This is a genomic window from Kitasatospora sp. NPDC059817, from assembly GCF_042731835.1.
Taxonomy (GTDB): domain Bacteria; phylum Actinomycetota; class Actinomycetes; order Streptomycetales; family Streptomycetaceae; genus Kitasatospora.
Genome location: NZ_JBHWIR010000098.1, coordinates 1 through 24,843, shown reverse-complemented (window position 1 = coordinate 24,843; position 24,843 = coordinate 1). Strand labels below are relative to the sequence as shown.

General features: G+C 73.5%; 15 protein-coding genes and 1 pseudogene. 10 read left to right on the top strand and 6 right to left on the bottom strand.

Features of this window, described 5'->3' with window-relative positions:
* Nucleotides 1-189 precede the first annotated feature (189 nt).
* The gene (locus ACFV61_RS21285) at nucleotides 190-1,761 is read right to left on the bottom strand and encodes an APC family permease (RefSeq protein ID WP_063349310.1); all 1,572 of its coding nucleotides are present in this window, start codon (nucleotides 1,759-1,761) and stop codon (nucleotides 190-192) included.
* Between the two features lie 321 nt (nucleotides 1,762-2,082).
* Here ACFV61_RS21285 and ACFV61_RS21280 point away from each other — a divergent pair, with 321 nt between their 5' ends.
* Nucleotides 2,083-3,198 (top strand): ABC transporter substrate-binding protein, encoded by a 1,116-nt coding sequence (locus ACFV61_RS21280; protein WP_244293455.1) that lies wholly within the window; start codon nucleotides 2,083-2,085, stop codon nucleotides 3,196-3,198.
* Nucleotides 3,199-3,316: 118 nt separating this feature from the next.
* Nucleotides 3,317-4,531 carry a hypothetical protein gene (locus ACFV61_RS21275; RefSeq protein WP_380493298.1) on the top strand — a complete coding sequence of 405 codons (1,215 nt, stop codon included), beginning with the start codon at nucleotides 3,317-3,319 and terminating at the stop codon, nucleotides 4,529-4,531.
* A 126-nt stretch (nucleotides 4,532-4,657) separates the two neighbouring features.
* On the opposite strand, the gene ACFV61_RS21270 is transcribed toward ACFV61_RS21275, so the two are convergent.
* On the bottom strand, nucleotides 4,658-5,191 hold the full coding sequence (locus ACFV61_RS21270) for an NUDIX hydrolase (RefSeq protein WP_063349308.1): 534 nt from the start codon (nucleotides 5,189-5,191) through the stop codon (nucleotides 4,658-4,660).
* A 95-nt stretch (nucleotides 5,192-5,286) separates the two neighbouring features.
* Here ACFV61_RS21270 and ACFV61_RS21265 point away from each other — a divergent pair, with 95 nt between their 5' ends.
* Nucleotides 5,287-6,252 (top strand): ATP-grasp domain-containing protein, encoded by a 966-nt coding sequence (locus ACFV61_RS21265; protein ID WP_380493295.1) that lies wholly within the window; start codon nucleotides 5,287-5,289, stop codon nucleotides 6,250-6,252.
* Between the two features lie 56 nt (nucleotides 6,253-6,308).
* Here the strand turns inward: ACFV61_RS21265 and ACFV61_RS21260 are convergent, their stop codons facing one another.
* Together ACFV61_RS21260 and ACFV61_RS21255 are read right to left on the bottom strand one after the other, a co-directional pair.
* On the bottom strand, nucleotides 6,309-10,355 hold the full coding sequence (locus ACFV61_RS21260) for an ABC transporter transmembrane domain-containing protein (RefSeq protein WP_380493292.1): 4,047 nt from the start codon (nucleotides 10,353-10,355) through the stop codon (nucleotides 6,309-6,311).
* Between the two features lie 346 nt (nucleotides 10,356-10,701).
* Nucleotides 10,702-11,343 (bottom strand): TetR/AcrR family transcriptional regulator, encoded by a 642-nt coding sequence (locus ACFV61_RS21255; RefSeq protein WP_107452927.1) that lies wholly within the window; start codon nucleotides 11,341-11,343, stop codon nucleotides 10,702-10,704.
* A 132-nt stretch (nucleotides 11,344-11,475) separates the two neighbouring features.
* Here ACFV61_RS21255 and ACFV61_RS21250 point away from each other — a divergent pair, with 132 nt between their 5' ends.
* The 4 genes from ACFV61_RS21250 (at nucleotide 11,476) to ACFV61_RS21235 (ending at nucleotide 18,031) form a co-directional block, all read left to right on the top strand.
* Complete coding sequence (locus ACFV61_RS21250; RefSeq protein ID WP_380493289.1) at nucleotides 11,476-13,188, top strand: carboxyl transferase domain-containing protein; 1,713 nt, start codon at nucleotides 11,476-11,478, stop codon at nucleotides 13,186-13,188.
* 187 nt (nucleotides 13,189-13,375) lie between these two features.
* On the top strand, nucleotides 13,376-15,685 hold the full coding sequence (locus ACFV61_RS21245) for an acetyl/propionyl/methylcrotonyl-CoA carboxylase subunit alpha (protein ID WP_380493287.1): 2,310 nt from the start codon (nucleotides 13,376-13,378) through the stop codon (nucleotides 15,683-15,685).
* Nucleotides 15,682-16,668, top strand: coding sequence for a hydroxymethylglutaryl-CoA lyase (locus ACFV61_RS21240; RefSeq protein ID WP_380493285.1), 987 nt, complete (start codon nucleotides 15,682-15,684; stop codon nucleotides 16,666-16,668). Before ACFV61_RS21245 ends, ACFV61_RS21240 begins: the two co-directional genes overlap by 4 nt.
* A 172-nt stretch (nucleotides 16,669-16,840) precedes the next feature.
* Nucleotides 16,841-18,031 (top strand): acyl-CoA dehydrogenase family protein, encoded by a 1,191-nt coding sequence (locus ACFV61_RS21235; RefSeq protein WP_063349303.1) that lies wholly within the window; start codon nucleotides 16,841-16,843, stop codon nucleotides 18,029-18,031.
* Nucleotides 18,032-18,201: 170 nt separating this feature from the next.
* Here the strand turns inward: ACFV61_RS21235 and ACFV61_RS21230 are convergent, their stop codons facing one another.
* On the bottom strand, nucleotides 18,202-18,681 hold the full coding sequence (locus ACFV61_RS21230) for a universal stress protein (protein WP_063351389.1): 480 nt from the start codon (nucleotides 18,679-18,681) through the stop codon (nucleotides 18,202-18,204).
* Nucleotides 18,682-18,753: 72 nt separating this feature from the next.
* Here ACFV61_RS21230 and ACFV61_RS21225 point away from each other — a divergent pair, with 72 nt between their 5' ends.
* Both ACFV61_RS21225 and ACFV61_RS21220 read left to right on the top strand, forming a co-directional pair.
* Entirely contained in the window at nucleotides 18,754-19,317 is a 564-nt protein-coding gene (locus tag ACFV61_RS21225; protein WP_380493283.1) for a hypothetical protein, read from the top strand.
* A 426-nt stretch (nucleotides 19,318-19,743) separates the two neighbouring features.
* The gene (locus ACFV61_RS21220) at nucleotides 19,744-20,811 is read left to right on the top strand and encodes an HAD-IA family hydrolase (protein ID WP_380493281.1); all 1,068 of its coding nucleotides are present in this window, start codon (nucleotides 19,744-19,746) and stop codon (nucleotides 20,809-20,811) included.
* Nucleotides 20,812-20,965: 154 nt separating this feature from the next.
* Here the strand turns inward: ACFV61_RS21220 and ACFV61_RS21215 are convergent, their stop codons facing one another.
* Entirely contained in the window at nucleotides 20,966-21,766 is an 801-nt protein-coding gene (locus ACFV61_RS21215) for a GNAT family N-acetyltransferase (protein ID WP_380493279.1), read from the bottom strand.
* Nucleotides 21,767-22,766: 1,000 nt separating this feature from the next.
* On the opposite strand from ACFV61_RS21215, the pseudogene ACFV61_RS21210 reads away from it, so the two are divergent.
* Nucleotides 22,767-23,769: pseudogene (locus tag ACFV61_RS21210) on the top strand (helix-turn-helix domain-containing protein); the annotation flags it as partial.
* Nucleotides 23,770-24,843 lie beyond the last annotated feature (1,074 nt).

The window sequence follows — 24,843 nt, the reverse complement described above, 5'->3', positions numbered from 1 at the left end:
GGGTCGGGGGGGGGGGGGGGCCCCCCACCAGCTCGCCCACCAGCACTGGCCCGCGTAAAGCTTCATGCGGTCGAGGATAGCGTCGATGCCCGGCGGCGTGGTCGGTTTTCGGCGCTCCCGGTCCTCCCGGTCCTCTCAGTCCTCCCGACCCTCCCGGTCCTCTCAGTCCTCCCGACCCTCCCGACCCTCTCAGTCCTCGACGACCAGCGCGGGGGTGTCCTTGCGCAGCGTCTCGCCGCGGAAGAACTCCGGCCGGGCCAGCCCGTAGCAGGTCATCAGGACGGCGCCGAGCAGCAGGATGCCGACGCCGATGACGAACACCGAACCGATGCCGAAGACGGCGCCGCTGCCGTAGTCCGGGCTCCAGGCGTCGGTGAGGGTCTGCAGGAAGACCCCGCTCAGCAGCACGCCGCCGAGCAGCGGGGCGATGCCCTTGAGGAACAGGTCGCGGGGGCCGGTGCGCAGCGAGCGGCGGAAGTACCAGACGCAGGCGAACGCGGTCAGCGCGTAGTAGAAGCAGATCATCAGGCCGAGCGCCAGGATGGTGTCCTGGACGACGTTCTCGCTGATCAGGCTCATGCCGACGTAGAAGACGGCGGTGGCGATGCCGGCCGCGACGGTGGCGTACCCGGGGGTGCGGAAGCGCGGGTGGACGGCGCCGAAGCGCGGTGGCACGGCGCGGTAGGCGCTCATCGCGAGCAGGGTGCGGGCCACCGGGATGAAGGTGGTCTGGAGGCTGGCGGCGGCGCTGGCGACGACGGCCAGGAAGAGCAGGACGCTCCACGGCGAGCCGAGGACCGGGCGGGCGAGCGCGGCGAAGACGTTGTCGGAGGTCTCCGGGTTGCTGAGGCCGGAGCCGGTGGAGCCGACGCCCGCGAACATCTGGGCGGAGATCGCGACCAGCAGGTACGAGCCGACCAGGGTGACCATGGAGACCATCGCGGCGCGACCGGGGGTCTTGGTGCTGCCGAGGGTCTCCTCGTTCATGGTGAGGCAGGTGTCCCAGCCCCAGTACATGAAGATCGACAGCGACAGGCCGGCGGTGAAGGCGCTGAAGGAGCTGACCTGGAGCGGGTTGAGCCAGGAGAACGAGAAGCCGATCGAGTCGGGCAGGTCGCCGGCGGCGGCCTTGCCGATGGCGATGGCCGAGAAGAGCACCAGCACGGCGAGTTGGAGGCCGACCAGGCTGTACTGGAACCACTTGGTGGCGGTCATCCCCCGGTAGCTCATCGCGGTGGCGCCGGCGATCAGCAGGACGACGGTGAGCAGGTGGACGGCCTGGTTCTGGTCGAGTTCGGCGACCCAGCTCCTGCCGGTCATCTCGCCGAGCATCAGGTAGAGGAAGTCGGTCGCGACCCCGGCCAGGTTGGACAGCACGATGATGGTCGCGACGGTCAGGCCCCAGCCGGCCATCCAGCCGACCCGGGGGCCGAAGGCCTTGACCGTCCAGGTGAAGGACGTGCCGCAGTCCGGGAAGTCCTTGTTCAGCTCCTTGTAGGCGAACGCGACGAGCAGCATCGGCAGGAAGCCGGCCAGGAACACGGCGGGCATCTGGACGCCGACCGCGGTGACGGTCGGCCCGAGTGTCGCGGTCAGGCAGTAGACCGGGGCGACCGTGGAGACGCCCAGGACCACACTGCCCAGCAGGCCCACCGAGTTGCCCCGTAGACCCTTGTCCCCCGCTCCCCCAGCTGTCCCCTGGTCGGGGACTCCACCACTGATGCCACTGACCGGGGCACCCTGCGGAGCGTCGGGCGCCATTGCCCGGCCGCTGCTTCCGTGCTCTGAGAGCTGCTGATCAAACACCAGCGCACCCTAGGCGCGAGCATGGAAGGTTGAGTAGACCAACCCTTGGTGATCTAAACCACTTGCTTCGATTCGTTCTCGACAAAGGCCGTCAAGGTGCAGCATTAACGGCGCGTTAAGCGGTGTACCTTGGTTTCAAAGGATCAGGGTCAAGAGAATTTCTCCCTTATGTCAAGGTTTGAGATGGTTCGCCCTCGGCCCGGACGGGCCACTACGCCCTCCTCGGGTGCTTCGGATAGGTTTGCCTCACCTAACCTCGATTCGAAGGAGCGTCGCGTGGCCCCCCACCCCGACGACCTGGTCCTCGTCCCCCGCACCCCCTCCCGCCGCAGGTTCCTCTCCGCCGGGATCGCCGGTGGGGCGGTCCTCGGCCTCGGCGGACTGCTCACCGCCTGCGGCAGCTCCGGCGGCTCGGGCGGCAACGGCGGCTCCGGCGGCGCGACCCCCAACGCCGGCGGCGCATCGCCCGACCAGAAGTCGGTCAAGCAGGGCGGCGACGACTACGCCACCGTGATCGAGAAGATGAAGGGCTTCGGCACCGACGCCGCCCCCGGCGTCTACCCGCGCACCGTCAAGCACGCCATGGGCGAGACCGTCATCCCCGCCAAGCCCACCCGGGTCGTGGTGCTGGACACCGGCGAACTCGACAACGTCGTCGCACTCGGCATCCAGCCGGTCGGCATCGTCTACACCGACGGCTCCAAGTCCCTGCCGTCCTACCTCAAGGACAAGGCCGGCAACCCGGCCAACGTCGGCACCATCAACAGCCTCAACCTGGAGGCCATCGCCGCTCTCAAGCCCGACCTGATCCTCGGCAGCCAGCTGCGCGCCCAGGACCAGTACGCGCAGCTGTCCAAGATCGCGCCGACCGTCTTCTCGCTGCGCCCCGGCTACCCCTGGAAGCAGAACTTCCAGCTCAACGCCAGCCCGTTCGGCCTGGAGGCCGAGGCCAAGACCCAGCTCGACGCGTACCAGGCGGCCGCCACCGCGATCGGCGCCAAGCTCGGCGACAAGCGGCCCACCATCACGCCGCTGCGCTTCATGCCCGGCCGGACCCGGCTGTACGCCGAGCTGTCCTTCATCGGCACCATCCTCACCGACATCCCGCTGCCGCAGCCCAAGATCGAACAGGTCAAGGAACTCGCGGTGGAGGTCAGCCCGGAACAGATCGACAAGGCCGACGCCGACTGGATCTTCTACGGCGTGTACGGCAGCCCCAGCTCCACCAACCAGGACGCGGTGCTCGGCGGCGCGCTCTGGAAGACCCTCGGCGCGGTCAAGTCCGGTCAGGCCCGGCCGGTTTCGGACGAGACCTGGTTCCTCGGGCTCGGTGTCATGGCGGCCAACGCGGTGCTCGCCGACCTCAAGGGCTTCGTCGCGCCCGGCACTTGAGCCGACACGGGGTGTAGGGGCGGGCAGTGGTCTCGCGCACACCCCCGGAATTGATGCTTGGAGCTGGTCGCGCGGTGCGGGAGGATCATCCGGACCGTCCGCCGAAGGGCCCGTGCCGATGACCTCGCTCCACCCCGCCGCAACCGACCCGTCCCTGCCCGGCCCGCCCGGGGACAGCGCCGGATCCGCGCCCCCGCACGCCGCACGCTGCTCCATCGCGACGGCCGCCGAGACCGGCCCTTCCGGCACTCCGGGCGCCGCCCCGTCCGGCACCGCCGGCGGGCCACGCCAGGCCGGCGGCTCACGCCACGACTCGGTGCCGCAGCCGCGCGGACGGGAGGACGGCGGGGCAGACGGCGGACTCGCGGCGGCGAGGGGCGAGGCGGCTGCGGACGATCCGACCACCTCGCGGCTGCGGGCGGCGCTCGCCGACCGGCTGCGGGCCGCCCGCGCCCAAGGCCGCTCGGTCGCCGACCTGGCGGCCGCGTGCCGGCGATCGGCTACGGAAGTCCGGGCGCTGCTGGGCGAGAGCGCCGAGGACGAGGACGGCGAGGACGGCGAGGTCCATGAAGGCGGCGCGGGCGGCGCGGGTGTTGAGCACCGTGGAGACGTTCCGGGTGGCGGGGCCGAGGCCGTGGGCGGGCGGACCGGGGCCGGGGTCGGCAGGTTCGGCCGGCCGGCCGTCGCGCCCGAGGGCGACCGGGCCGTGCCCGTGCTGCGCGCGGCGCGCGAGGAACTCCGGGCCGCCGGCTCCCGGCGCCCCGCGCCCTCGCGCCGGCTGCGCCGGATGCACCCGCAGGCCGACGCGACCGGGCAGGGGGCGGCCGCACGGGAGACGGCCGCGACCGAACCGATCGGGACAGCACCTACGACACCCGTGACCTCCGCCGCTCTCCCGGCCGAGGTCTGGGCGGCAGCCGCACCCGGTTCAGGTGAACTCATCGGAGGCACCGGGGCGGTGACGGCTCCGTCGGCCGCCGCCCCCGAGGAGGCGCGGGCCGAGACACCGCTCGGCATCCTGATCGGCGGCAGCCCGAACCAGCCCGAGGCCGTCGGCCGCCCGGAGGAGCGGGCGCCGGTCCGGGTTACGGCGGAACCGGTCCGGATCGGCCGCGGCACCAGCCTGATCGTGCTGCCCTCCTGGCGCGCCGCCATCGCCGTCTCGGTGCCGACCGAGCAACTGCTGTCCGCCACCGGGCTCGCCTTCGAGCAGTTGGCCGACGCGCAACTGACCGTGCTGATGAACCCCTGCGCGCTGCACGACCGGGAGCTGGACCTGCACGGTTGGGAATCCGGCCCGGGCGGGCGGGCGCGACGCGGCGGGCGCCCGTAGGGGCGTGCGTTCGTAGCAGCGTGTGGCCGTAGCAGCGCGCTTTTGGGGCCCGCCGGTGACGGTCAGGAGACGGCGGTCAGGAGATCGCGGTCGGCCGTGCGTCGGGGAGCGGTCAGCGGGTGGCCGTCAGCGGGTGGCCGGGGCGTTCGGGATGAAGCCGAGGTCGACGGGTACCGGGGGGCGCCCATCGACGGCCCAGCCCTCGCGGACGGCGGCCAGCAGCTCCGGCAGCCGGGGCGGCCAGAGCGCGTCGGCGTGCTCGTCCGCCAGGTCGGCCGGGGTCCACCAGCGCCAGTCGAGGATCCGGTCCTCGGCGTGCACCGCGCTGACGTCACCGACCGGGCCGCGGTGCGGTCCGCCCGTGAGGTAGATGTGCTCGTGCTGACGGACCGGGGTGCCGTGCCAGGTGAAGTCGTGTTCCCAGGTGCAGAGCAGCGGGCCCGGTTCGAGGTCGCTCCAGCCCGTCTCCTCCCAGAGTTCGCGCCGGGCGCCGGTCCACGGGGTCTCGCCGGGTTCCAACCCGCCGCCCGGCATGGTCCAGTGGACGCCGACCTCGTCGTTGTCCGAACGGAGCAGGAAGACCGAGCCGTCCTCGTCCAGGACCACCGTGCGAGCCGCCTGCCGGGGGACACGTGTACGGAGTCTCAGCAGATTTCGCATCGGATCACTCTCCCAGCACCCGGCCGGGCCGTCGAGCGGGTTTGACGCGCCGAAAGCCGCCGACGCCGCCCCGCCCGGGCCTTACCCTGACGGCCATGCCCGTACCCGCGATCCTCTTCCCCGCCGACCCGCTCAACCCGCGCCGGCCCGACCCGCACTTCGCCTGGGAGGCCAGGCTGCTGCGGGAGTTGGGCGGCGAGCACCACCTGGTCGACCACGACGCGCTGCTCGCCGGGCACGCCGAGCAGGCGGTCCGGCGGGTGCCGCAGGACCGGGGTCCGCTCTGGTACCGGGGCTGGATGCTTCCGTCCGCCCGCTACGCCGGTTTCGCCACCGCGCTCGCCGCGCGCGGCTGCGCCCTGCTGACCAGCCCGGCCGGCTATGCGACGGCACACGAACTGCCGGGCTGGTACGACGTGTTCGAGGGGGCGACTCCGCCCAGCACGTGGATCCCCACCGCCGCTTCCGCGGTGCCCGGGCCGGAAGAGCTGGCGGCCGCCGCGGCCCGGCTCGGCGGGAGCGGGCCGGCGATCGTCAAGGACTACGTGAAGTCGCGCAAGCACGAGTGGCACGAGGCCTGCTACATCCCCGAGTTGGCCGATCTGGCGAGCGTCGGGCGGGTGGTGGCGCGGTTCGTCGAGCTCCAGGGCGAGTTCCTGACCGGCGGGGTGGTGCTGCGGCGGTACGAGGAGTTCGAGCGGCCGGCCGACGGGCCGGGCGGCAGCTCGGGCGACGACTCGGGGGAAGGATCGGGTGGAGGGTCGGATGACCGTTCGGGCCGTGGGAGCGGGCGGGCCGTGGAAGCGCGGGTGTGGTGGCTGGACGGCGAACCCGTCCTGGTCGGGCCGCACCCCGACGCACCCCACCACGATGTCGAACCCGACCTCACCGGCGTCCGCCCCCTGGTCCGGATGCTCGGCTGCCGCTTCGTCACCACCGACCTCGCCAGCCGGGCCGACGGCTCCGGCTGGCGTGTGGTCGAGGTCGGGGACGGACAGGTCAGCGACCTGCCGCACGGGATCGACGCCACCGGCCTGCTGGCCTCGCTGATCGCCGCCTGACGATCAGCCTGGCGGGCCGCCGGCGACGGCCCGCCAGACTGATCGCGGGCAGTCGGCTACCCCGCGGCGACGGCCTCGACCGCCGGGTGGCCGTCCGCGATGAACGCCTGCCAGAGCCGGGCGTACGTGCCGCCCCGGGCGAGCAACTCGGTGTGCGTACCGTCCTCGACCACCCGGCCGTGGTCCAGCACGACGACCCGGTCGGCGCGCTCGGCGGTGGTCAGCCGGTGGGCGATGACCAGCGTGGTGCGGCCGCCACTGAGCCGGTCCGCGGCCTGGTTGACCACCGCCTCGGTGGCCAGGTCGAGCGCCGCGGTCGCCTCGTCGAGCAGCAGGACGTCCGGATCGACCAGTTCGGCCCGGGCCAGCGCGATCAACTGCCGCTGGCCGGCCGAGAGGTTGCGGCCGCGACCCGCGACCTCGTGGTCGTAGCCGCCGGACAGCCTGACGATCATGTCGTGCGCGCCGACCGCCCGGGCCGCCGCCTCCACCTCGGCCGGCGAGGCGTCGGGCCGGCCGTACGCGATCGCCTCGCGCACCGTGCCCGCGAACAGGTACGCCTCCTGCGGCACCACGCCCAGCCGGTGGCGGTACTGCGCCAGGTCGAAGCGGGTGAGGTCGACCCCGTCCACCCGCACGGTGCCCTCCGTCGCGTCGTAGAACCGGGCGACCAGCTTCACCAGCGTCGACTTGCCGGCGCCGGTCTCGCCCACCAGCGCCACCGTCTGCCCGGCCGGAATGTGCAGGTCCACACCGGTCAGCACGTTCGGGGCGCCGTCCGCACCGCCGTTGTAGGCGAAGCCGACACCCTCGAAGGAGATCTCGCCGCGCAGCCCCTCGGGCACCGGCACGGGGTCGGCCGCCTCGGCCGTGGCGGTCGGGGTGCGCAGCAGCTCCCGGATCCGGCCGAGGCCCACCGAAGCCTGCTGGTAGCCGTCGAACACCTGGGACAGCTGGTTGACCGGCGCGAAGAACAGATCGATGTACAGCAGGTACGCGACCAGCGCGCCGACCGTCAGCGTCCCGGCGTCGACCCGGGCCGCGCCCACGATCAGCACCAGCGCGGCGGCCACGCTGGAGAGGAACTGGACGAACGGGAAGTACAGCGAGATGTACAGCTGCGCGCGCACCCGGGCCTCGCGGTAGGCGACGCCCCGGGCGACGAAGCGGTCCGTGTTGGTGTCCAGGCGGCGGAAGGCCTGGACGATCCGCATGCCCGCCACGTTCTCCTGGAGGTCGGCGTTGACGGTGCTGATGAGGTCCCGGGACAGCTCGTACTGGTCCCTGGACTTCCGGCGGAACACCAGCGTCGCGATCACCAGCAGGGGCAGCACCGCGAAGACCACCAGGGCCAGGCCGGCGTCGATGATCAGCAGCGCGGCGAAGATCCCGCCGAAGGTCAGCAGGCTGACCACGGCAGTGACCACGCCGGTCTGCAGGAAGGACGTCAGCGAGTCCAGGTCGGTGGTCATCCGGGTCATGATCCGGCCGGACAGCTCGCGCTCGTAGTAGTCCAGGCCGAGCCGGTTGAGGTGGGCGAAGATCTTGAGACGGAGCATGTAGAGCACCCGCTCACCGGTACGGCCGCTGACCCGGTTCTCGGCGCTCTGCACCAACCAGTCCAGCAGCACCACCACCAGCGCGGCGAGCGCGGCCACGGCCACGCCGGACATCAGGGCCTTGCTGACGCCCTGGTCGATGCCGTGCCGGATCAGCACCGGCAGCACCAGGCCGGAAGCCGCGTCGAGCGCGACGAGCAGCAGGGCCAGGGCGAGCGGGACGCGGAAGGGGCGCAGCAGGCGGCGGAGGGTGAAGTCCGGGTCACCGGCCTCGGCCTCGGCGCGCGGGACCGCCGGGAAGTCGGCGGCCGGCGGGAGGGCCGCGACCCTGGCCAGCAGGTCGGGGTCGGCGGTGCGGGCCGCCTTGACCAGGGCGGGGGTGGGGAGGTCGGGGGCGGCGGGTTGCGAGGCGACGGGTTCCGGGGCCGGGGCCTGCGTGGGGGTCGGTTCGTCGACCTGCTCGGAGGTGGACCGCGCCTCGGTCTGCTCGGCGGTCTGCTCAGCGGTCCGCTGCTCGGGGGCCTGCTGCCCGGCTGGCTGCTCGGGGGTCTGCGGAGAGGTCTGCTCGACAGTCTGCGGGGCCTCGGACGACCGGGGTGTGCGGTCGGCCTCGGGGTCGGTGATCAGAGCCCGGTACTGGGGACATCGGGCGTCGAGTTCCTCGTGCGTGCCGATGTCCAGCAGCCTGCCGTGATCCAGGACGGCTATCCGGTCGGCGAGCTGCAGGGTCGAGCGGCGGTGGGCGATCAGCAGCGTGGTGCGGCCGGTCATCACCGAACGCAGCGCGTCGTGGATCTCCGCCTCGACCTGCGGGTCCACCGCCGAGGTGGCATCGTCCAGCAGCAGGATCCGGGGGTCGGTGAGGATCGCCCGGGCCAGCGCGATCCGCTGGCGCTGGCCTCCGGAGAGGGTCAGGCCCTGCTCGCCGACCTTGGTCTCGTAGCCGTCCGGCAGCGCGCGGACGAACTCGTCGGCCTGGGCGGCCCGCGCGGCCGCCACGACCTGCTCGTCCGTGGCGTCCGGACGACCGTAGGCGATGTTGGTGCGGACCGACTCGGAGAACAGGAAGCTCTCCTCGGGGACGATGCCGACCGCCGACCGGACCGAGTCCAGGGTGAGGTCGCGCAGGTCGTGGCCGTAGAGACGGACGGCGCCGGCCGCCGGGTCGTAGAAGCGCGGCACCAGCTGCGCCACCGTCGACTTGCCGGAGCCGGAAGCCCCGACCAGGGCGAGGGTCTCGCCGGGGGCCAGCTTCAGGCTGAGGCCGTGCAGGACGGGGGCGGGGTGCTCGGGGTCGTAGCGGAACTCGACCTGGTCGAACTCCAGGGCAACATCGGAGGTTCGGGGGCCTGCGGTGGCGCGGGTGTCTGCGGTGGCACGGGGGCCTGCGGTGCTGCCTTCGCGGACGCCGGTGGCGGCGCCTTCGCGGGTGCCGTCCCCGGTGAGGTCCAGGATGAGCGCGTCCGGGCGCTCCTGGACCAGCGGGCGCTCGTCGATCAGCTGGAGGACGCGCTCCACGCCGGCCCGGGCCTGCTGGCCGACCGTGATGACCATGGTGAGCATCCGCACCGGTCCGGTCATCTGCGCGACGTAGGTGGAGAAGGCCACGAAGGTCCCGAGCGACACCTGGCCGTCGACGGCCAGCCAGCCGCCGAAGGCCAGCACCGCGACCTGCGCGAGCGCCGGGACGGCCTGCATCGCCGGGTTGTAGCGGGCGTTGAGCCGGATCGACCGGAGCCGGGCCGCGAACAGGTTGCGGGAGGCCCGCTCCAGCTTGTCCAGCTCCTGCGCCTCCTGGCCGAAGCCCTTGACCACCCGGACACCGCCGATCGCGCCGTCCACCACACCCGCGACGGCGGCCGCCTCCTGCTGGGCGGCCCAGGTGGCGGGGAAGAGTCGCTTCCGGCTGAGGACGGTGATCCACCACAGCGCGGGGGCCATCACCAGGGCTATCAGGGTGAGCGGCGGAGAGAGCCAGACCATCACGGCCAGCGACATGACGAACATCAGCAGGTAGCCGGTCATCATCGGCAGCATCGAGAGCAGGCCGTTGATCAGCTGGAGGTCGGAGGTCGCGCGCCCGACCACCTGGCCGGTGTCCAGCCGGTCCTGGCGGTGGCCGTCGAGCCGGCCGAGCGAGCGGAACAGGTCGCTGCGCATGTCGTGCTGGACGTCCAGGGCGAGCTGGCCGCCGTAGTAGCGGCGGACCTGGGTGCAACCGAAGACGACGACGGCGGCGAGCAGCAGCACCACCGCCCAGGGGACCAGCGAACGGGTGTGCGCGGTGATGACGTCATCGATGATCAGCTTGGTGACCAGCGGCACCAGCGAGGTGACGGCCATGCCGACGAGCGAGGCGCCAAAGGCGAGCAGCACGCTGCGGCGGGAGCGCCAGCAGTAGCCGACCAGGCGGCGCAGCCAGCCGACGGCCTGCGGGTCGTTGCCGTCCGGCTGCGGGTGGGCGCCGTCCGGCTGCGGGCTCGCGCCGGGGGCCAGTGAGCCGCTCGGGGATTGCTCCACCGTGGATCCGTGAGTCTCAGGCATATTTAGGGATGCTAACCATTTCATCGGGTGGCCGCCATGGCGTTTCCGGCCCGGATGGGGCCGGAGCGGGCCGGGGCGGCCCGGATCGTCCGGTCCGGCGGACTGGCCAACAGCCTGCGGCCTGCGGTGATTCCCGGCCGAACGAACGCACGGCCCGCCGACCCGCCCGCCTCCAGGGTCGCCCGCCTCCGGGGTCGCCTGCCTCCAGGGTCGCGGACGGGCCGCCGAAGGCCCAGCGGCCCGGGGCGGGCGGGCGCCGTCCTTTGGTCCTAGACCTCCGGCCTCAGGGTCGAACCGCCAACCCTCGGGCCTGGACTGCCGAGCGGGCCGTCCGGGTGCGCAGGACTCAGGCCTGCGCGGACACCGACTCGGCCGCCGCCGCGAAGGCGCCGTGGGCGAGGGCATGCAGCAGGACGGCCATTCCGTCGCGCTGGAGGCCGGAGCGCTCGTCCTGGGCGGGGCCCGGGCCGAGGCTGTGCGGGGTCGAGTTGATCAGGCCGAAGACCGCGTGGACGGCGGCCCTGGCCACCGGTTCGGCGGCGGGGCCCGTCAGCTGCGGATAGACCTGCCGGACCACGTCCACCCAGAGCTCGACATAGCCGCGCTGGAGCCGACGGACGGTGCGGCGGTCCTCCTCCTTGAGGTTCAGCAGCTCACGGTCGTGGAGGGTGATCAGGTCGCGGTCGTCGAGGGCGAAGTCGACGTGGCCGCCGATCAGCGCGTCCAGCGCGGCGGCCGGACCGTCACCGCCCCCCGCCCGGCGCCGCCCCTCCTCCAGCAGGCGCTCACTGATGCCGATCAGCAGATCGGCGAGCATCGCGTCCTTTCCGGCGAAGTGGCGGTAGAGCCCGGGGCCGCTGATGCCGACGGCCTTGCCGATCTCGTCCACACCCACCCCGAGGAAACCCCGGGCCGCGAAGAGTCGCGCGGCCTCCCGACGGATCTGGTCGCGGCGTGGGAGCGCGGAGGCTGCGGGGACGTTCGGCATGCTGCCCATCGTAGACAGTGGGGTTATCGGCCGTTAACCTGGGCGCGTAAGTTAACGTTAATTAACGTGGGGTCCATGGGCGCACCGCATCCGGCCGCCCGCCTGGTGCCGAGGGCAAGGGAGCTCTTGGGAATGGTCATCTCAACCGCCGGTGTACCCACCGGCGTCCATGGCAGCACAGCGGCCGGCACCACGGCGGCGCCAGGTGCCGTACCGCCGGGAGCCGCTGCTCCCGCGCCCCGGCTCGGCACCGCGGTCGACCCGGGCTCCACCGCCTACCGCGCCAACACCGAGGCACACCGGGCCCTGGTCGCCGAGCTGCGCGAGAAGCTCGACGCGGCGGCCCTCGGCGGCGGCGCCAGGGCCCGCGCCCGGCACACGGCGCGCAACAAGCTGCTCCCCCGCGACCGGGTGGACGCCCTGCTCGACCCGGCCTCGCCCTTCCTGGAACTGGCCCCGCTGGCCGCCGACGGGATGTACGACGGGGCGGCGCCCGCGGCCGGGGTGATCGCGGGCATCGGCCGGGTCGCCGGGCGCGAGGTGGTGGTGGTCGCCAACGACGCCACCGTCAAGGGCGGCACCTACTACCCGATGACCGTGAAGAAGCACCTGCGCGCCCAGGAGGTCGCGCTGGAGAACCGGCTGCCCTGCGTCTACCTGGTGGACTCCGGCGGCGCCTTCCTCCCCATGCAGGACGAGGTCTTCCCGGACCGCGACCACTTCGGCCGGATCTTCTACAACCAGGCCAGGCTCTCCGCCGCGGGCATCCCGCAGATCGCCGCCGTGCTCGGTTCCTGCACGGCCGGCGGGGCGTACGTCCCGGCGATGAGCGACCAGGCCGTGATCGTCCGCAACCAGGGCACGATCTTCCTGGGCGGGCCACCGCTGGTGAAGGCCGCCACCGGAGAGGTGGTCACCGCCGAGGAACTGGGCGGCGGTGACCTGCACTCCCGCACCTCGGGGGTGACGGACCACCTGGCCGAGGACGACGCCCACGCCCTCTCCATCGTCCGCACGATCGTGGCCGGGCTCGGCCCGCGCTCGGCCAGGCCGTGGCCGCTCACCCCGGTCGAGCCGCCGGCCGTGGACCCGGCCGGCCTGTACGGGGCCGTCCCGGTCGACCCGCGCACGCCCTACGACGTGCGCGAGGTGATCGCCCGGCTGGTCGACGGCAGCCGGTTCGCCGAGTTCAAGGCCGAGTACGGCGCGACCCTGGTCACCGGCTTCGCCCGGATCCACGGCCACCCCGTCGGCATCGTCGCCAACAACGGCGTGCTGTTCTCCGAGTCGGCCCTCAAGGGCGCCCACTTCATCGAGTTGTGCGACCAGCGCGGCATCCCCCTCCTCTTCCTGCAGAACATCACCGGGTTCATGGTCGGCCGGCAGTACGAGGCGGGCGGCATCGCCAAGCACGGCGCCAAGATGGTCAACGCCGTCGCCAGCACCCGCGTCCCGAAGCTGACCGTGGTGATCGGCGGCTCGTACGGAGCCGGCAACTACTCGATGTGCGGCCGGGCTTACTCACCTCGCTTCCTGTGGATGTGGCCGGGCTCGAAGATCTCCGTGATGGGCGGCGAGCAGGCGGCGTCCGTCCTCGCCACCGTCCGCCGCGACCAGTTGGAGGCCCACGGCGAGCAGTGGCCGGCCGAGGCGGAGGAGGAGTTCAAGCGCCCCGTCCGCGAGCAGTACGAGCGCCAGGGCAACGCCTACTACGCCACCGCCCGCCTCTGGGATGACGGCGTGATCGACCCGATGGACACCCGCACCGTCGTCGGCCTCGCCCTCACCGCCTGCGCCAACGCCCCGCTCCCGCCGCCCGGCCCGTACGGGGTCTTCCGGATGTGACCCCGCCCCGGCGGGTGTGACCCGCCCCCTCCCACGCGACCTCTCCTCTCCTGTCGGTGTGACCCCGCTCCTGCGGGCGTGACTCCCGCGGCGCCGACGCACCCGGGCCGGCGCCCTCCTCTCCACCGCCGCCACCCCGCCGCCACCTCCTTCGTACGGCTCCCCTCGACCCGGAGGAACGCCTCCCATGTTCGACACAGTTCTGGTCGCCAACCGCGGCGAGATCGCCCTCCGGGTGATCCGCACCCTGCGGCGGCTCGGCGTGCGCTCGGTCGCCGTGTTCAGCGACGCCGACGCCGACGCGCCGCACGTCCGCGAGGCCGACGTCGCCGTCCGGCTCGGCCCGGCCGACCGCAGCGACAGCTCGGCGGCCGAGACCTACCTGCGCACCGACCAGATCCTCGCCGCCGCCCGCCGCACCGGGGCCCAGGCCGTCCACCCCGGTTACGGCTTCCTCGCCGAGAACGCCGGCTTCGCCCGCGCCTGCGCCGACGCCGGCCTCGTCTTCATCGGACCTCCTCCCGGTGCGGTCGAGCTGATGGGTGACAAGATCAACGCCAAGGAAGCCGTCCGAACCGCCGGCGTTCCGGTGGTCCCCGGCAGCCAGGCCACCGCGCCCACCGACGGGGATCTCCTCGCCGCCGCCGACGAGATCGGCTACCCCGTCCTGCTCAAGCCGTCCGCCGGAGGCGGTGGCAAGGGCATGCGCCTCGTGCGGGACCGCGCCGACCTGCCCACCGAGATCGCCGCCGCCCGCCGCGTCGCCCGGACCGCCTTCGGCGACGACACCCTGCTGCTGGAACGCTGGGTCGACCGGCCGCGCCACATCGAGGTGCAGGTGCTCGCCGACGCCCACGGCACCACCGTCCACCTCGGCGAGCGCGAATGCAGCCTCCAGCGCCGCCATCAGAAACTGATCGAAGAGGCTCCCTCCGTTCTGCTCAATGCCGAGACCCGCGCCGCGATGGGCGCCGCGGCCGTCCGCGCCGCGGAGTCCTGCGGCTACACCGGGGCCGGCACCGTGGAATTCATCGTTCCCGGCATCGACCCGGACTCCCCCGCCACCGCCTCCACCGAGGGGGTACGGGACTTCTTCTTCATGGAGATGAACACCCGCCTCCAGGTCGAACACCCCGTCACCGAACTCGCCGTCGCCGTCGGCGACGATTCAGCCCGACTCGACCTGGTCGAGTGGCAGCTGCGGATCGCCTCGGGCGAACGGCTCTCCTTCGATCAGTCCGACATCTCCTTCCTGGGCCACGCCATCGAGGCCCGGATCTGCGCCGAGGACCCGGAACGGGACTTCCTGCCCACCGGCGGCCGCATCCTCGTCCTGGACGAGCCCCAGGGCGAGGGCGTGCGCGTCGACTCCGGAGTCGCCCCCGGATCCGTCGTCACCAGCGCCTACGACCCGATGCTCGCCAAGGTCATCGCGTACGGGCCCGACCGCCCGACCGCGCTGCGCCGGCTCCGCGCCGCGCTGGCCGACACCCGCATCCTGGGCGTCACCACCAACACCGGCTTTCTGCGACGGCTGCTCGCACACCCCGAGGTCGTCGCCGGCCGGCTGGACACCGGCCTGGTGGAACAGACGGCCCAACAGCAGCCCGCCCTGCTCGCCTCGCCGTACTCCCCGGCGAACGCGCCGAACGGCGCGAACGAGACCGGCGAGGCCGACAAGGCCAACGAGGCCGATGACGCGCACGAGGCCGACGCCACAACTGCCGACCCGCTGACGGCCGAGACGCCACCACCTGCCCACCTCCTCTACTACGCGGCCGCGCTGGCGCGGCACCTGGACCTCACCCCGGCCGCCGACCCCGGCGGCTGGACCGACCCCTTCTCCCTTCCCTCCGGCTGGCGCCTGAGCGGCACCCCCGCCTGGACCACCCACCGACTCCGTACCCCCGGCCAGGATCCGGTCTCGGTGCGCATCCGTTCGATCACTGCGGGCAACGTAGCCGATGCCACTGACAATCCCGCCGAGCTCACCCGCGAGGTCGAGCTCCGGCTCGGCGCCGGGCCCGTCCACCGCGCCCGCGCGACCCGGACCGCCGACCGGCTGCACCTGACCGTCGACGGCCTGCAGACCACGTTCACGCTGGCCACCGACGCCGCTCCCGGCCTCGCCGCCGGCCCGGTGACCTGGCTCGGTATCGAGGGCGACGCCTGGTCGCTGCACGCCCATGACCCGGTGGGCGAGCGCGCCGCCGGAACCGCCGCCCACCACGGCGCCCTGACCGCCCCGATGCCCGGAACCGTCACCGTCGTCAAGACCACGACGGGCGAGACGGTCCGCAAGGGCCAGCCCCTGCTCGTGCTGGAGGCCATGAAGATGGAACACGTGATCGCCGCCCCGCACGACGGCGTGGTGGCCGAGCTGCGGGCCACCGCAGGCGCCACCGTCGCGATGGAGGAACTGCTGGTCGTGGTCGCCCCGGCCGGGGACGGCGCCGACGAGCAGGCCGCCCCCACGCCCGCCGGGGTGCGGTCATGACCGCACCCGCACGCGAGCCCGACGCGCTGGACCTGGGCCTGCCCGACCCCGTCCGCGCCCCCGGCCTGCCCGAGGAGGTCCGGATCCACGAGGTCGGACCGCGCGACGGGCTGCAGAACGAGGGCTCCCTGGTGCCCGTGGAGGTCAAGGCGGAGTTCATCGCCCGGCTCGCGGCCGCCGGGCTGCGCACCGTCGAGGCGACCAGCTTCGTCCACCCGAAATGGGTCCCGCAGCTGGCCGACGCCGAAGAACTGATGCCCCGGCTCGCCGGCCTGCCGGAGCGCCACCCCGGCCTGCGGCTGCCGGTGCTGGTGCCCAACGAACGCGGCCTCGACCGGGCGCTCGCCCACCACGCCGCCGACGTCGCGGTGTTCGCCAGCGCCACCGAGACCTTCGCCCGCCGCAACCTCAACCGCTCGGCGGACGAGGCGATGGCGATGTTCCGCCCGGTCGTGACGCGGGCGACCGAGGCCGGGCTGGCGGTCCGCGGCTACCTCTCGATGTGCTTCGGAGACCCCTGGGAAGGTCCGGTCCCGGTCTCCCAGGTGGTCGGGTACGGCGTGCGGCTGCTGGAGATGGGCTGCGCGGAGCTGAGCCTCGGCGACACCATCGGCGTGGCCACCCCCGGGCAGGTCGGCGCCCTGCTGGCCGGCTTCGCGCGGGCCGGGGTGCCGGCCGACCGGCTCGCCGTGCACTTCCACGACACCTACGGCCAGGCGCTCAGCAACACCCTGGCGGCCCTGCGCGAGGGGGTCACCACGGTGGACGCGTCGGCGGGCGGCCTCGGCGGCTGCCCGTACGCGAAGAGCGCCACCGGCAACCTGGCCACCGAGGACCTGGTGTGGATGCTGCACGGGCTCGGCATCCGGACCGGGGTCGACCTGCGCGCGCTGGTCGCCACCAGCGGGTGGATGGCCGAGCGGCTGGGCCGTCCGAGCCCGTCCCGCACCGTCCAGGCGCTGCTCGGCGCCGCCCGGGGCTGACCCCGCCCCACCACCGCTCCCCGGTGCCGGCCGCGCGGAATCCCGGCCGCGGCCGACGCCGGGCACCACGTTCATCGTCCAACCACACCGTGCGACCGTCACACCGTCAGACGGACGCCGGTCGTCCCGCTCACGCCCGCGGCCACCCCGGCCGGGCTCCAGGAGGATCACCGTGTTCGACCACCGGCTCAGCAGCGAGTACGAGGAACTGCGGCGCACCGTCGCCGAGTTCGCCCAGGACGTGGTGGCGCCGAAGATCGGCGGGTTCTACGAGCGGGAGGAGTTCCCGTACGAGATCGTCCGCGAGATGGGGCGCATGGGCCTGTTCGGCCTGCCCTTCCCGGAGGAGTACGGCGGCATGGGCGGCGACTACTTCGCGCTGGGCATCGCCCTGGAGGAACTCGCCCGGGTCGACTCCTCGGTGGCGATCACCCTGGAGGCGGCCGTCTCGCTCGGCGCGATGCCGATCCACCGGTTCGGGACGGAGGAGCAGAAGCGCGAGTGGCTGCCCCGGCTGACCTCCGGCGAACTCCTCGGCGCCTTCGGCCTGACCGAGCCCGAGGGCGGCTCAGACGCCGGCGCGACCCGCACGACCGCGCGGTACGACGAGACCACCGACGAGTGGGTCATCAACGGCACCAAGTGCTTCATCACCAACTCCGGCACGGACATCACCGGTCTGGTCACCGTCACCGCGCTCACGGAACCGATCGCTCGTTCGAGTGAAGAAGGCGAATTCCGCTCGCCAACGCGCGAAATCTCTTCCATCATCGTGCCCACCGGGACCCCGGGGTTCCAGGTATCGAAGAAGTACTCGAAGGTCGGGTGGAACGCATCCGACACCCGCGAACTGTCCTTTACCGACTGCCGCGTCCCCGCGGCCAACCTGCTGGGCGAGCGTGGCCGAGGCTACGCCCAGTTCCTGCGGATCCTCGACGAGGGCCGCATCGCGATCGCGGCCCTGGCCACCGGCCTGGCCCAGGGATGCGTCGACGAGTCCGTCAAGTACGCCGGCACGCGCCGGGCCTTCGGCCGGCCGATCGGTGCCAACCAGGCCATCCAGTTCAAGCTCGCCGACATGGAGCTGCGCGCCCACACCTCCCGCCTGGCCTGGCGGGACGCCGCCTCCCGGCTGCTGCACGGCGAACCGTTCAAGAAGGAGGCCGCGATCGCGAAGCTGTACTCGTCCGAGGCCGCCGTCGACAACGCCCGCGAGGCGACCCAGATCCACGGCGGGTACGGCTTCATGAACGAGTTCCCGGTCGCCCGTTTCTGGCGCGACTGCAAGATCCTGGAAATCGGGGAGGGCACATCGGAGGTTCAGCGCATGCTCATCGCCCGGGAGATCGGCGCCGGGTTCTGATCCGGCCCCACCGGAGCAACACCCCGCTCCTCAGGCGGCGTTGAGGAGCGCCCGACGCAGAGGAGCGGGCCGACGCCGGCGGGGCGGTCGACACCGTCGGCGGCCGACACCAGCGGCCGACAACGGGGAGACGCCTCCGGGGGCGCGGAAACGCGGCGCCCGACGGAGCGTCAGGGAATCACGATCACCGGGCGGTTGGCCCGCCGCGCCAGCCGTCCGGAGACCGAGCCGAAGATCTTGCCGAGCAGGCCGTGCGTCGTGCCGACGACGATCGCGTCGGCGGCGTACTCGCGACCGACCTCCTCGATCTCGTGGCAGATGTCGCCGCCCCGCTCGATCAGGATCCACGGCACCCCGGTGAGGAAGTCCGCGCAGGCGAGCTCCAGGCCCAGGACCTCGGTCCGGTGGTCGGGGAGGTCGACGAAGACGGGAGGTTCACAGCCTGCCCAGACAGTGGCGGGCAGGCGATTGGCGACGTGCACGATCACCAGGCCGCACTGCGAACGGCGCGCCATGCCCACCGCGTACGCGAGGGCGCGTTCGCTCGACAGGGAGCCGTCGAAGCCGACGACCACGCCGTGCTGGAAGACCGGGTCGAGGGAGCGCGCGGACGCGTCCCGGGCCGTCGACTCGGTGTGCGCGCCGGGCAGGCCGGACGCCTCCGGGCGCTCGGCGCCCGGGCCCAGGCGGCCCGTCACCGGAGACCCTGCAGGGTCGGCCGGGTGCCCGCCACGCCGCTGGCGAGGCCCTGGACGGTCGTGCCGGGCGAGGCCGCCCCGTCGGACCAGGCCGCACAGAGCGCGCACGAGGCCCCGGGGAGCACCCGGCTCCGGGCCGGCTTCCTCAGCGCCCGGGGTGTGATCGGCGGTACCAGCGACGCCCGAGGCACCAGCCGGCGCGTCGGCTCGCTGGGCGGCGGCGTCGCCAACCCGCTCGCCGGCATGCTCGCCGACACGGTCATCAGCCCGCTCGCCCCTGCGCTCACCCCCGCGCTCGTCGGCCGGTGCGCAGCCGGGCTCGTCGGCTTGGGCGTCGACCTGGTCGTCGGCTCGGTCATCGGCCTGCCTACTGGCGGGCAGGCGACCCGATACATCGGCGTGCCCGTCGGCTGGAGCGAGGTCCGCGCGGCCGTCGTCGTGCCCGGTGCCTGCGCCCGCGCTGCGGGGCGCGTCCGGCTCCACCGGTCGGAAGGACTCAAAACCAGCCATGGCTCACGGCTCTTCAGGGGAGAGGGGCCGACAGGAGAGGACAACGCCGCCCGGGCAACAGGCCCGCCCACGGGATGACGTCGGTCTGCGCCGCGCAGCACCGTATGTGACCTGTTCCTTTCAGAGTACGACGGGTGTGAGGCCCAGCCCAGCGGTGAGGCCTCGGAGCGGCATTGTTCCCGCGAAAGGAGGATGCGCCCGCCGTCGGCAGTGCGCCCCGCCCGCAGGCCACGCGCCCCCTCCAGAAAGGAGGTTCCCTGGAGCTTGACTGAGCGGACCGGGCGACGCAACAGGCCTGCCGGACACCGTGACCGGACTGTCATGGATCGGCGACGATCCGTTGCGACACGTCGCGAACCGTCACGCCCCGCCAGCCTCAGCCGGCCCGTCCGGACCCACCCGTACGCCAGGTCCTGGAACCCGTTTCAGCCACTACGTACGGCTTCGCGACGCGGTCTGGCATTTGCCAGGTGCATAGGCGCGGCCGCTGGCACCATGCTTGGCATGCCCCTGCTCCTGTTCGACCTCGACAACACGCTGCTCCCCAGGGACGCCGCTTTCCGGGCCTGGGCTCAGGATTTTCTGTCCGAGCGCGACCTGCCGCCCGGAGACCTCGAATGGTTCGTCACTCTCGACGGCGGCGGCTACGTGCCGCGCAGCACCGTACTGTCCGCCGTCCGGCGCCGCTACGGGTTGGACGTCTCCACCGAGTTCCTGCTCGCCCACTACCGACACGGCATCAACTCCCACATCCACTGCCCGCCCGGACACGTCGACGCGCTGCAGGCGGCACGGGCGGCCGGGTGGACGCTCGGCATCGTCAGCAACGGCGGCACCCGGCCGCAGTTGGAGAAGATCCGGCGGACCGGGCTGGGGCCGCTGGTCGACGGCTGGGTCATCTCCGAGGAGGCCGACTGCGTCAAACCGGATCCGCTGATCTTCGAGATAGCCGCCCAGCGGTGCGGCGTCGTGCCCACCGGGACGTGGGCCGCGCACACCTGGATGGTCGGGGACCACGCGCCCGCGGACATCGCCGGCGCCGAACTGGCCGGCCTGCGCAGCGTCTGGCTGCACCACGGCCGGCCCTGGGCCGAGAGCGGCTACCGGCCGACGCTGAAGGCGGCCGGCCTGCCGGAGGCCGTCGGTCAGGTGCTCGCCGCACGCGGCGCGCCGTCGGCCCGGCCGGGTCTGCGCGCGGGCGGGCCGGTCCAGCGGCGGTCCGCCGGGGTGCCGGTGCGCGCGGGGGCACTCCTCGGCGCGCGGACCGGCGCACGGCCGACGGAATCCGCCCCTGACGGCTCGTTCGCGCCTGCTGCCGTGAACGCCGGAACGGCCAGTGCCCCCGGTGGTTCGATGGCGGGGTCGGATGTCCGAAACCGCACCGGCGAGTTTGCCGTGGTCGCCGACAGCCGTCCTGGCCTGGTCCCGGGCGCGGGCCCGGCGACGGACCCGGGAGCGAGCGTGCTGCGCCCCGTCGCGGTGGCGCACCCAACGGCCGTCCGTACGGCGGCGGATGGGGCGGGGCCCGCGCGGACCACGTTCGCCGTGGCGCCGGCGGCGGCCGCCCCGTAACACCCCGCTTGAACGCGCCACCTCGCGCACCCCGTCCCACACACGCACCGCACGCCCTTCACGCACCCCGCCGCACCGCACCCCGCCGCAACCAGCGCCCCGCACCGCACCGCACCGCAACCAGCGACGACCCCGCCGCGGGGCGGCCCGGCCGTCAGCCGTGCGCGGAGGTCCGGGTCCACCAGCAGGTGCGGGCCTGCGCGGTGAACCCGAGCTTGCGGTAGAGCGGTTCGCCGAGCGAGGTGGCGACCAGAGTGGCCGGGCGGTCGGGGTGCGCGTGGGCCAGGGCGGTCTGGAGTACGGCGCGGGCCACGCCCTGGCCGCGCCGGTCGGGCAGGGTGGCGACCCAGTACACCCCGGTGGCCTGGCCGTCGTCGTAGGTGAGGCAGGTGCCGGCGGTGGCGCCGTCGACGCGGCCCAGCCAGGCCCGGAGCCCGGGTTCGCGCAGGAGCTGTTCCGGGAGCGCTTCGCCAGGGGTCCAGGGCTGCCGGGCGGGCAGCGGGAAGCCGTCCACGATCGCATGCTCGACCTGCGCGAAAGCATCGCCGTCCAGCGCCTCATCGACCGTCAGGGAGCCGCCGCCGTGCGCCTCCGAGAGCGAGGGGAGGACGGCCGGGACGCCGTCGACCGGGCCGGGTTCACGGGTCATCACCGGCATGACCGGCATCCGGGTGGCGCCGAACCGGGTCAGGTCGAGTGCGCCGTACGGGTCCTCCAGGGTGAAGCAGATGGTCTCCCACTCCTTCAGGAGGTCCGCCAACTCCCCTTCCACCAGCGCTGGTTCGACGTACCGACTGGTGACCACGAAGCGGTGCGAATCCTCCGGGGTGCGGGCGCAGCGGACCGCCGTCAGGCCCGGGCGGGTGCGGAACCGCCAGCCGTGCACGCGGGCTTGGGCGAGCCAGAAGGCGGCGGCGTTGTCGTTGGCCTGTTCGAGCCGGCTGTTGGTGTTCACGGCAGGACGGTAACTCGGAGGTCGCGCCCCGGTTCCGCCGCCCCGGCCCTGGCCGGATGAAGCCTGGGAGGCGCACGAGCTCATTTCGTGCGCCCTCTCGTGCACCGCCGATTTTCGGTCAATTTCGCGCCGATCCCTCCCGCTTGGGCAAATCCGCAGCCCAGACCCGCCGACCGGGCGCGCGCGGGCCGGACGCCCCAGGACCGGCCCCGCGACAACCAGCCACCGTTGCACCGGCCCTCTTCCCAGAAGGGTCGACGGGTGCCACGCTTCGTGATCGAATGCATCACGCCAAATTGCCATGTCGACATAGCGTCGGATGGTGAACTTGTCACAACGGCAATGGTCCACCCGATAGATTTCGATCTTGGCGAGCAGCAGTGCCGCACCACCCACACCACACCACCGAGGGGGCTTGAGCGCCTTGAGCAGGGTGAGCAGGAGCGACGCGGGTCCTGACAGCGGCCAGGCGGCGGCCGGTATCGCGGCTCGGTCCGCGAGAAGCACCGGCACCTCCGCGACCGCCGCCACCACCCGCAACTCCGGCACCCCGGGCGCCGTCTCGCACTCCTCGTACCCCACAGTGCCTTCCCCCGGCATCGCCGCCACGGGCACCTCGGCGGCGGCCGCAGAGCACGGCGGAGCGGCACACGGCGGGCAGGCGTACGGCGGTCCCGCGTACGGCGGGTCGGCACACGTCGGAGCAGTGCACGGCGGGTCGGCACACGGCGGCCAGCAGGCGCACTCCGGACAGGTCGTCAGCCGAGGCACCGTCAGCCCGGCGCAGGCCTACGGCGCCGACTTCCCGGCCTACCCCGGCTACCCGGGGGCAGGCGGAACGATCGGCGCGAATGGCGCGATCGGCGCGAACGGCGCCCCTGGCCTGAACGGCGCCCCCACCGGTTCCCTGGGCGGCCCCCTCGCCGGCCTCCCCCTGGGCTCCCCCGGCCACGGCCCGCTGGGCCACGGCGGGCCGGGCGCGAACGGCTCGTCGACCCCGATGACGGTCTCCGCCCCGCGCAAGCTCTCCGGCCGCCGACGCCGGGAGACCGTCGCGGTGCTGATCTTCGGCGGCGCCCCGATCTTCGAGAGCTCGATCCCGCTGTCCGTCTTCGGCGTCGACCGCCAGGACGCCGGGGTACCGCGCTACCGGCTGCTGGTCTGCGCCGGCGAGGACGGCCCGCTCGCCACCACCGGCGGCCTCACCCTCTCCGCTCCGTACGGTCTGGAGGCCCTCGCCCGGGCCGGCACGATCGTCGTACCGGCCTGGCGCTCGATCTCGCAGCCCCCGCCGGTCGAGGCGATCACCGCCCTGCGCAAGGCCCACCACGAGGGCGCGCGGATCATCGGGCTCTGCACCGGCGCCTTCGTCCTGGCCGCCGCCGGCCTGCTCGACGGCCGCCCGGCGACCACCCACTGGATGTACGCGCCGACGCTGGCCAAGCGCTACCCCCGGGTGCACGTGGACCCGCGCGAGCTCTTCGTCGACGACGGCGACGTGCTCACCTCGGCCGGCACCGCCGCCGGCATCGACCTGTGCCTGCACGTGGTGCGCAGCGACCACGGCGCCGAGGCGGCCAACGCGCTGGCCCGTCGCCTGGTGGTCCCGAGCCGTCGCAGCGGCGGCGGACAGGCCCAGTACATCGACCAGTCTTTACCTGAGGAGATCGGCAACGACCCGCTGGCCGAGGTGGTCACCTGGGCGCTGGAGAACCTCAACCAGCAGTTCGACGTCGAGGTGCTGGCGGCACGCGCGTACATGAGCCGACGCACCTTCGACCGGCGGTTCCGCACGCTCACCGGCAGCGCGCCGCTGCAGTGGCTGATCACCCAGCGGGTGCTCCAGGCGCAGCGGCTGCTGGAGACCTCGGAGCTGTCGGTGGACGACGTCGCCCGCCGGTGCGGGTTCCGTTCGCCGGTGGCGCTGCGCGGGCACTTCCGCCGCCAGCTCGGGGTCTCGCCGGCCGCGTACCGGACCAGCTACCGGGCGCGCCGGCCCGGGCCGCAGTCGGCGGTGCCGACCGGTCCGCACGGCGGCGACCTGCGGCTGCCCGGCGCCCTGCCGCACGCGGCGGCCACGGCCGGGTCGGCAGCGGGCGCGGCACTGTTCGGCGGGGCACACGGCAGCCAGCACGGCGCACAGCACGGCGCGCAGCCCGCGTACCCGTTCCCGGCCGGGAACGGCGCACCGGCGCAGGTCGGCCCGCACGGCCAGCCGCTGCCGCACGGCGCGTCGCCGGCCGCGGCGGGGCAGCCGGGCCCGCACGGCCAGCCCGGCCCGTTCGGTCCGGGGCAGGCCGGGACGCCGGCCGACCGGGCCTTCCACGCCCGGGCCGGGCAGCCGTACCCGCACCAGCAGGCCGCGCAGCAGCCGCACCCCGGGCAGCAGGGTGCGGGGCGCGGTCCGGTGCGGTCGCCGCTGGTGCCGCCGCAGGCCGGGTCGGGGGCGGGGCGTCCGCCGCGCACCGCGGAGCACGCGGCGGCGGAGGACGGCCACCCCCAGCCGGGGGCGCGCGGCCAGGGGCAGGGGCACCGCAGTGCGGTCGAACGGCCCGCGGACGAGCCGGGTGCCGCGGCGGGCTCCGCCCGCGGTCACGGCTCGGCGACCGGCCGGGTGCCGGCCCCCGCTCCCGCCGGGCAGCCGGCGACCGGGGCGGGCGAGCTCCGGGGCCGGCAGGCGCGGGTGCCGCAGGCCCGTCCGCAGGGCGGCCGGGCGGCGGCGGCCGACGGTGCCCGGGCGGCGCGCGAGGCCCGTCCGACTCGGGACGGCCACGCGGTCCGGACCGGGCGGGAGGGCGAGCGGCCGGACGGCCACGGCCCGCACGGCGGCGCGGAGGAGCACCAGGCCGAGGGCTGTGCCCCGGAGCCCCGCTCGGCTCCGCCGGTCCCCGCGGCGCGTGATCGCGCCGTAGGGTGAGTTGTGTGAATGACCGTTTGGTATGGATCGACTGTGAAATGACCGGCCTCGGGCAACACCCACAAAACCACAGTAAAGTGTGACGCCGACTAGCTCTAAACAAAAAAAAAAAAACAAAACACACAAAAAAAAACACCCCCCCCCAAAAAAAAAAAAAAAA

What these genes read in the sequence shown, in the direction of transcription:
- ACFV61_RS21285 (WP_063349310.1), bottom strand. Translation starts at nt 1,761, where the DNA reads ATGGCGCCCGACGCTCCGCAGGGTGCCCCGGTCAGTGGCATCAGTGGT.
- ACFV61_RS21275 (WP_380493298.1), top strand. Translation starts at nt 3,317, where the DNA reads ATGACCTCGCTCCACCCCGCCGCAACCGACCCGTCCCTGCCCGGCCCG.
- ACFV61_RS21270 (WP_063349308.1), bottom strand. Translation starts at nt 5,191, where the DNA reads ATGCGAAATCTGCTGAGACTCCGTACACGTGTCCCCCGGCAGGCGGCT.
- ACFV61_RS21265 (WP_380493295.1), top strand. Translation starts at nt 5,287, where the DNA reads ATGCCCGTACCCGCGATCCTCTTCCCCGCCGACCCGCTCAACCCGCGC.
- ACFV61_RS21260 (WP_380493292.1), bottom strand. Translation starts at nt 10,355, where the DNA reads ATGCCTGAGACTCACGGATCCACGGTGGAGCAATCCCCGAGCGGCTCA.
- ACFV61_RS21255 (WP_107452927.1), bottom strand. Translation starts at nt 11,343, where the DNA reads ATGCCGAACGTCCCCGCAGCCTCCGCGCTCCCACGCCGCGACCAGATC.
- ACFV61_RS21250 (WP_380493289.1), top strand. Translation starts at nt 11,476, where the DNA reads ATGGTCATCTCAACCGCCGGTGTACCCACCGGCGTCCATGGCAGCACA.
- ACFV61_RS21245 (WP_380493287.1), top strand. Translation starts at nt 13,376, where the DNA reads ATGTTCGACACAGTTCTGGTCGCCAACCGCGGCGAGATCGCCCTCCGG.
- ACFV61_RS21240 (WP_380493285.1), top strand. Translation starts at nt 15,682, where the DNA reads ATGACCGCACCCGCACGCGAGCCCGACGCGCTGGACCTGGGCCTGCCC.
- ACFV61_RS21220 (WP_380493281.1), top strand. Translation starts at nt 19,744, where the DNA reads ATGCCCCTGCTCCTGTTCGACCTCGACAACACGCTGCTCCCCAGGGAC.